9 protein-coding genes are annotated in these 7764 nt (G+C 61.1%); 6 read left to right on the top strand and 3 right to left on the bottom strand.

The features are described from left to right. Window positions 1–533, top strand: a 533-nt coding sequence (pepT, locus tag ENTHG_RS07525) for a tripeptide aminopeptidase PepT (protein ID WP_122959170.1), incomplete at its 5' end; no start/stop codon positions are given. A 51-nt stretch (window positions 534–584) separates the two neighbouring features. On the opposite strand, the gene ENTHG_RS07520 is transcribed toward pepT, so the two are convergent. Beyond that, entirely contained in the window at window positions 585–1202 is a 618-nt protein-coding gene (locus ENTHG_RS07520) for a TetR/AcrR family transcriptional regulator (protein WP_202595297.1), read from the bottom strand. Between the two features lie 104 nt (window positions 1203–1306). On the opposite strand from ENTHG_RS07520, the gene ENTHG_RS07515 reads away from it, so the two are divergent. The 5 genes from ENTHG_RS07515 to ENTHG_RS26000 are packed head-to-tail and all read left to right on the top strand — an operon-like array spanning window position 1307 to window position 5446. Continuing rightward, window positions 1307–2788, top strand: coding sequence for an efflux transporter outer membrane subunit (locus ENTHG_RS07515; protein ID WP_202595296.1), 1482 nt, complete (start codon window positions 1307–1309; stop codon window positions 2786–2788). After that, complete coding sequence (locus tag ENTHG_RS25800) at window positions 2778–2933, top strand: hypothetical protein (RefSeq protein ID WP_222860429.1); 156 nt, start codon at window positions 2778–2780, stop codon at window positions 2931–2933. The genes ENTHG_RS07515 and ENTHG_RS25800 overlap by 11 nt, the downstream gene beginning before the upstream one ends. Window positions 2934–2944: 11 nt before the next feature. Further along, window positions 2945–3892, top strand: a complete 948-nt coding sequence (locus ENTHG_RS07510) for an HlyD family secretion protein (RefSeq protein WP_202595294.1) — start codon at window positions 2945–2947, stop codon at window positions 3890–3892. A gap of 11 nt (window positions 3893–3903) precedes the next feature. Continuing rightward, window positions 3904–5187 carry a DHA2 family efflux MFS transporter permease subunit gene (locus tag ENTHG_RS07505; RefSeq protein ID WP_237567457.1) on the top strand — a complete coding sequence of 428 codons (1284 nt, stop codon included), beginning with the start codon at window positions 3904–3906 and terminating at the stop codon, window positions 5185–5187. After that, window positions 5132–5446 (top strand): hypothetical protein, encoded by a 315-nt coding sequence (locus ENTHG_RS26000; protein WP_237567456.1) that lies wholly within the window; start codon window positions 5132–5134, stop codon window positions 5444–5446. The genes ENTHG_RS07505 and ENTHG_RS26000 overlap by 56 nt, the downstream gene beginning before the upstream one ends. 40 nt (window positions 5447–5486) lie before the next feature. Here the strand turns inward: ENTHG_RS26000 and ENTHG_RS07500 are convergent, their stop codons facing one another. Together ENTHG_RS07500 and phoQ are read right to left on the bottom strand one after the other, a co-directional pair. Next, the gene (locus tag ENTHG_RS07500; RefSeq protein ID WP_044177496.1) at window positions 5487–6608 is read right to left on the bottom strand and encodes a ribosomal protein uL16 3-hydroxylase; all 1122 of its coding nucleotides are present in this window, start codon (window positions 6606–6608) and stop codon (window positions 5487–5489) included. A 91-nt stretch (window positions 6609–6699) separates the two neighbouring features. Further along, the coding region (gene phoQ / locus ENTHG_RS07495; RefSeq protein ID WP_071825821.1) for a two-component system sensor histidine kinase PhoQ at window positions 6700–7764 on the bottom strand (1065 nt) is incomplete at its 5' end.

Here is a 7764-nt window from a genome sequence, read left to right as displayed (position 1 = left end):
CCAATGCGCTGACGCTGGCCAGCCGCATCCACGCGCTGGTACCGGAAGAGGAGAGCCCGGAACAGACCGAGGGCTACGAAGGCTTCTATCATCTTACCAGCATCAAAGGCAGCGTAGAGCGCGCGGAGATGCACTATATCGTGCGCGACTTTGACCGCAAAGCCTTTGAGGCGCGCAAGCGTAAGATGATGGAGATCGCCAAAAAGGTAGGCAAAGGGCTGCACCCGGACTGTTATATCGAACTGGTGATTGAAGACAGCTACTACAACATGCGGGAGAAGATCGTTGAGCATCCGCATATTATCGACATCGCCCGCCAGGCGATGCAGGACTGCGATATCGAGCCGCAGATGAAAGCGATTCGCGGCGGCACCGACGGCGCGCAACTCTCCTTTATGGGGCTTCCCTGTCCTAACCTGTTTACCGGCGGCTATAACTACCACGGCAAGCACGAATTCGTGACGCTGGAGGGAATGGAAAAGGCGGTGCGGGTGATTGTGCGCATTGCCGAACTGACGGCGAAGCAGGAGTAGGCGTGGCGCTGGCGCTGACGGGAGGGGGCAGCCCCTTCCTGCCAGCGGCGCTTAACGCGGCAGGTAAGCTGCCATAAACACCTCGACGGCGCGAGCCGTGACCTGGCGCACCTCTTCTTCACTCACGCTCTCCTGCTGGCGGAATAAAAACCTGTCCGTCAGCTCTGCCTGCAACAGCGCGTTCAAATGCAGCGCGGTGATATGCGGATCGGCCCTGCGCAGCAGCCCCTTTTCCATTGCCCGCTGCAGAAAGCTGCTGATGAGCTGCTGTACGCGCAGGATCCCGCGCTGATAGATAAGATCGCCCAGCGCGTTACGCCCGGAACCGGCAATCGCCAGCCGCTGGTTGGACTGGACGTCAGGGGAATAGATAAAACGCAGAAAACGCTGACCGAACTGGTTGAGCGCCGCGGCAATATCATCCTGATCCAGCATCGACGGCTCTACCAGCTTAAGCACTTCGGCGAACTCCTGCTCGCACAGCCGGGACATCACCGCAAAAAAAAGTTCATCTTTGGAGGCGAAATGGCTGTAGAGGGTGGCTTTCGATCCGCCGACGCGCGCGCAGATTTCCGCCATTGAGGTTCCCTCATAGCCCAGCTCGCGGAAGACCTGGGTGGCTTCATCAAGGATACTTTGTCGTTTCGCTTCGGTTCTGGTTTTCATCATTCTTATCGGCTGAGAAAGGGCTGTTCAATTTTACCATGACTCTGATACACTCCAAAACTGTACCGTACAGTACAGTACAGTTCAATATTGGGACAATCACCATCATGGATCAGAGTGCCTTACCTTCATTTTTCCGCCGCGTTGCCTGCCGTAAAGCGCTGATGCCGCTAGCGGCAGCGCTGTGCCTTGCAGGCTGCGCGCAGCTGCCGGACGCGCCGCCGAAGACAGCGCTTAACACCGTCGAAAGCTACGGGACCGATACCCTGCCGCTGAATGCCGAAGCCGGGTGGCCAACGCAGCAGTGGTGGCGCAGCTACGGCGACAGCCAGCTCAATGCGCTTATTGACGAAGCGCTGGCAAATTCCCCGGACATGACCATCGCCGCCGCCCGTTTACGCAGCGCTGAGGCTCGCGGGCAACAGGCGCGGTCGGCGTTGCTGCCGCAGCTTAGCGCGGCGGCGACGGCAAGCCAGCAGCGCCAGTCTTATAACTATCTGCTACCGCGCGAAATGTCGCCGATCGGCTGGAAAGAGTACGGCCAGGCGACGCTCGACCTCTCCTGGGAGCTGGATTTCTGGGGCAAAAACCGCGCGTCGCTGGCGGCGGCCTCTTCGCTGGTTGAGGCAACCAGAGCGGAGCAGTACCAGGCGCGGCTGGCGCTTGCCGCCGCCGTGGCGATGGCCTACGCCGACCTGGCGCAGTACCACGCGGAGCGCGACAGCGTGGCGTCGATCGTCGATGCGCGACAGAAAACCGCCGCGCTGTTTGAGAAGCGCTATCGCAACGGAATGGAAACCCGCTCGGCGCTGCACATTGCGCACTCCCGGCTGGCTGGCGCGCAGGGCGAATTACAGGCGCTTGACGAGCGCATTCAGCTTACGCGCTACCAGCTTGCCGGTCTGATGGGCGCCGGGCCGGATCGCGCTCTGACCATTAAACGGCCACAAATCAATCTGCATACCGTGCCCGGTCTGCCGCCGCAGCTTCCGCTCAACCTGCTGGGCCGCCGCCCGGATATCGTCGCCGCCCGCCTGATGGCGCAGGCGCAGGAGAATGAAGTCAGCGCCCGCAAGGCGGCCTTTTACCCCAACGTCAATCTGACGGCGTTTATCGGCTTCCAGGCGCTGGGACTGGATAACCTGATTGAGTCGGGGTCGAAATTCGGCAATGCCGGGCCGGCTATCTGGCTGCCTGTTTTCAGCGGCGGTCGCCTGCGCGGCGAACTGCGCGGCGCGATGGCGGAATATGACATCGCTGCCGCCCGCTATAACGCAACGCTAACCCATGCGTTGCAGGAGGTGGCGAGCGCAGGAATGAGCCAGCAAGCGCTGAGCGCGCAAATCGCCAGCGCGCAGACGGCAGCTAACGAGGCCAGCGAGGCCTGGCGGGTGGTCAGCAAACGCTATGAAGGCGGCCTGGCGACGTACATCGATGTGCTGTACGCCCAGGATTCGGTACTGGAATGTCAGCGGCGGCTCGCCATCACGCAATCGCGCGCCTTCGCTATTGATATCGCGCTACAGCGCGCGCTGGGTGGCGGCTATCAGCAGCCGCAGGATGAAGCAAAAGGATCTGATGATGTCTAAAACCCCTAACGTAAGCCAACAACGACGTAAAAAACAGCTGATGATGCTGGCAGGCGCGGTTATCGTCGCCGGCGCGGTAGCCGGGGGCTACTGGTTTTTTATGGCTCACATTTTGTCGCCACCGATAACGCCTACGCGGCGGTAGAAATTACCCAGGTGACGCCCTCCATCGGCGGTACGGTCAGCGAGGTGCTGGTCAAAGATACGCAAACGGTGAAAAAGGGCGACCTGCTGCTGCGGATTGACCCCACCGATGCAAGGCTGGCGAAAGCCCAGGCGGATGCGGAGCTGGAAAACACCCTCCGTCGGGTGCGCGGCTATTTTGCCACCGACAGCAACCTCCATTCGCAAATTCAGGCCCGCGAGGCCGATGAGTTGCGGGCAGCGGCACAGCTGGCGGTAGCCCAGGCGAATTTTGCCCGCGCCAGCGTAGACCTGAAACGGCGTAAAGCGCTGGTGGCGGACGGCGCGGTCTCCGGCGATGAGCTGACGCAGGCGCAGAATGCCTGGGATAGCGCAAAAGCGCGTCTGGCGGCGGAGCAGGCGGCCGCCAGCCAGGCGAAAGCGAACCACGCCTCGGCATTGAGCGCGCGGGAAACCAACGCGGTACGCATTGCGGACACCTCGGTTGAGAGCCACCCGGAAGTGGCGCTGGCCCGGGCGCGGTGCGATCAGGCCGCCGTCGATCTGGCGCGGACCGAAATTCGCGCCCCGGTCGATGGCATCATTGCTAAGCGGCAGGTGGAGGCAGGGCAGCGCGTCGCGGCGGGCATGCCGCTGATGGCGGTGGTGCCGGTACGCGATATGTACGTTAACGCCAACTATAAAGAGGTGCAGCTCACCCGCGTTCGCGTAGGGCAACCGGTAGAGTTGCATGCGGATCTGTACGGTAGCGCGGTGACCTATCACGGCGTGGTGGAGGGGTTCTCCGGCGGGTCCGGCGCGGCGTTTTCGGCAATCCCGGCGCAGAATGCCACCGGCAACTGGATCAAGGTAGTACAGCGGCTGCCCGTGCGAATTAAGCTTGACCCGAATGAGCTGGATAAGCACCCCTTAAAGGTTGGTCTGTCGATGCACGCTGAAATCGATACCCGTGGACGCTGACAGGAGAGGGTATGAATCAGTCTGTTGCAGAGCCGGATATTAAGCCGCTCACCGGCGGCGCGCTGTGGCTCGCGGCGATCATTCTGGCAACCGCCAACTTTATCGCCGTGCTGAATATGACTATCGCCAACGTTGCGGTGCCGCATATCGCCGGCGCGCTGGGTGCGGCAAGCAGCCAGGGGACCTGGGTCATCACCGCCTACGCGGTGGGGGAAGCCATCACCGTGCCGCTTACCGGCTGGCTGGCGTCGCGCTTTGGCTCGGTGCGGGTCTTTATTGCCTCCATGGTGCTGTTTGGGATCTTTTCGATTATTTGCGGCATTTCCGGCTCAATCGGCATTCTGGTGGTGGCGAGGGTGTTTCAGGGGCTGAGCGGCGGGCCGCTGATGCCGCTGTCCCAGACGCTGCTGATGCGCATCTTCCCGCGGGAGAAAGTCTCTGCTGCTATCGGCCTGTGGTCGATGACGACGATGGTTGCGCCGGTGATTGGGCCGATCCTCGGCGGCTATCTGTGCGACGATCACAGCTGGTCGTGGGTCTTTTTCCTCAATGCGCCCATTGCCGGAGTGAGCGCCTTTTTCGCCTGGAACCTGCTTAAACGCTATACCGATAAGCTCTCCCGTAGCGGTATCGACGTGGTGGGACTGGTTCTGCTGGTGGTATGGGTTGGCGCGCTGCAGCTGATGCTGGATGAAGGCAAAAACCTCGACTGGTTCTCCTCTAACACCATTATTACGCTCTGTATCGTGGCGGTGGTTGGGTTCATCGCCTTCCTTATCTGGGAGTGGCATGAAGAGACGCCGGTGGTGGATCTGCGGGTTTTCCGCCATCGTGGCTTCTCGGTTAGCGTGCTGACCATCAGCCTGGCCTTTGCAGCTTTCTTCGGCGTTAATGTGTTAACGCCGCTCTGGCTGCAAAATTTTATGGGCTATACCGCCACCCAGGCCGGGTTCGCCACCGCGTGGACCGGCGTCAGCTCCTTCCTGATTGCGCCGCTGGTGGCGATGGCCGCAGGGCGTTTCGACCCGCGCAAGCTGGTGTTCTGGGGGGTGATGTGGATGGGGGGCGTCTCGTTCTGGCGCGCCATTGCCAACACGGATATGGCCTTCTGGGATGTGGCTCTCCCGCTGCTGGTGCTCGGTTTCGCGCTGCCGTTCTTTTTTATCCCTACCACCACGCTGGCGCTGGCGAGCGTCGAGGAGCGGGAGATGGATTCCGCTGCCGGGCTGATGAACTTTTTTGCGCACCCTCTCCGGGGCGTTCGCCACCTCGCTGGTGACTACCGTCTGGGATAATCGCATCACTTATAACCACGCCGAGCTGGTGGGGATAGTTGACAGCGATAATAGCGTGCGCGAGATGCTGAGCCACAGCGGCATGCCGCCGGATGCGGTGAATCAGGCGATTGACGGCATGATTATTGGTCAGAGTTCAATGCTGGCGACCAATCAGATGATGGTGGGCATCGGCGTGGCGTTTGTGATTGCTGCCAGCGTCATCTGGCTGGCGCCGCGTCCGTCACGGGTTGTGGAAGCCGGTGCGGGCGGGCATTAATCGGTGCGTTTTCCCCCGGCGCGCGAGCCGGGGGAGGGCATTAATCTTCGAAGAACCAGTAACCGCTGTTAACCAGCGCGGCCAGCATTGCCAGGAAAGACGGGTCGTCCAGCGCGTCGCCGAAGGCGGCGGCGTCCAGCACGATATGGCTGGCCAGCGCGTCAAGCGCCGGGCGATGCGGCGAGTTGATGCGCTCGCCGTTGGCGAACACCTCCCCGCCGATGCGCAATACGCGCAGTCCGCCCAGGCGAACCAGCTTGTCCCCCTGTTTCAGGGCGTCGTAAATCTCATCCGGCTGATAGGGCGGCTCCGGCGGGGTGACGTCCAGCTCATGGCGTGACTGGGTGATAAACTCACCGATCCACTCATTAAACTGTGCGGGCTGATTGATCAAATCCACCATCATCGCGCGCAGGCGATCCAGCTCCTGGGGCAGCACGTCCGCCGGATGTTCCCGCGAGGGGACGTCCGGGTCGGTATAGCGCTGGCTGCCCAGCTCCCGTTGCAGTACGTAATCGGCAAAGCCGCTTATCAGCTCGCGGCCGCTCGGCGCGCGGTAGCCCACCGAGTAGTTCATTGAGTTTTCCAGCGAATAGCCTTCGTGGGGGAAACCCGGTGGGATATAGAGGATATCGCCCGGCTCCATCTCTTCATCAATGATGGCGTCGAAGGGGTCAACCTGCAGCAGATCCGGGTGCGGACAGTGCTGCTTCAACGGCGTTTTCTCGCCCACACGCCAGCGGCGGCGGCCCGTCCCCTGGATAATAAAGACATCATACTGGTCAAGATGCGGGCCCACGCCGCCGCCCGGCACCGAGAAAGAGATCATCAGATCGTCCGTACGCCAGTCGGGCAGGTAACGGAACGGGCGCATCAGCGCGGCGGTGGGTTCATGCCAGTGGTTAACCGCCTGCACCAGCAGCGACCAGTTGCTTTCGCCTAAGTGGTCGTAGCTTTCAAACGGCCCGTGGCTTACCTGCCATTTGCCGTCAAGATGGCTGACCAGGCGGCTGTCTACCTCATCTTCCATGGCAAGGCCCGCCAGTTCGTCAGGGGAGATCGGATCGACAAATTGCGCGAAGCCGCGCTTCAACACCACCGGGCGTTTTTGCCAGTAGCGTTCTATAAAATCCGGCCAGTTAAGGTTTAAGTGATAGTCCATATGCGGGTTCCCCAGACGTGAGTTTGAGTCGGAGTATAACGGATGGCGGGCGGCCTGCGTCACGCGGGCCGCGTTATTTTCGCTAAGCGCGTTAATTATCGCCGCTTGTCAGCTGCTGGCGGCCAAAAACTACTTCCATTTTCGCCCCGCCGAGGGGGCTGGCGGCGGCGATGATCTGCCCGTCGTACTGTTCGACAATATCACGGGCGACCGCAAGCCCCACGCCCTGGCCCGGACGCAGCGTATCGGCGCGCTGGCCGCGGTCAAAAACCACCTCACGCTTGGCGGCAGGAATGCCGGGGCCGTCATCTTCAATAATAATATGCAGCGTCTCTTCGCTCTGGCGGGCGGAGATCTCCACAAACTCAAGGCAGTATTTACAGGCGTTATCCAGCAGGTTGCCGGTGACTTCCATAAAATCGTTTTTCTCGCCGACGAAGCTTATCTCCGGCGAGATATCCAGACTGATGTTCACCCCTTTACGCTGGTAAACCTTGTTCAGCGCCGAGGATAAGCTATCCAGCAGCGGCGCCACCGGATGCAGTTCCCGACTGAGCAGGCTGCTGCTGCCGCGCATGCTGGCGCGATGCAGATAGTAGCCAATCTGCTGCGAAATGCGGCTAATTTGCTCCAGCATCACCGGCTCGGCGTCGCTGACGCTCAGCTTTTCGCTACGCAGCGAGCGCAGCGTGCTCTGCAGCACGGCCAGCGGCGTTTTCAGACTGTGGGTCAGGTCGGTGAGGGTGGTGCGGTATTTGTCATAGCGTTCCCGCTCGCTTTTTAGCAGCCGGTTAAGGTTGCGCACCAGACTGGTCAGTTCGCGGGCGGTGGCCGGGTTAAGGTTTTCCCGATGGTGCTCTTCCAGCTCCCGAACCTCTTTGGTCAGCGCTTCGATGGGGCGCAGGCTCCACCAGGCCGCCAGCCAGAGCAGGGGGATAACCAGCAGCAGGTTGGCCGCCAGCACATAGATAAACCAGCTCCACACCATCCAGGAGCGCTTAAGCTCGATGGGGATGGTATCGACCACCACGATGGTCAACTGGGGCATCAGGGCGGTAGCGGGGTAGAGGTTTACCGCTACCGAGTGGGTCATTTCCGAGTCGTCGTCGTCTTCGCGGATAGCCTTAAACTGCTGCCGGACGGTTTCGTCGTTATG

Source organism: Phytobacter massiliensis JC163, from assembly GCF_000321045.1.
Taxonomy (GTDB): domain Bacteria; phylum Pseudomonadota; class Gammaproteobacteria; order Enterobacterales; family Enterobacteriaceae; genus Phytobacter_A; species Phytobacter_A massiliensis.
This window is presented reverse-complemented; position numbering and strand designations above follow the sequence as displayed.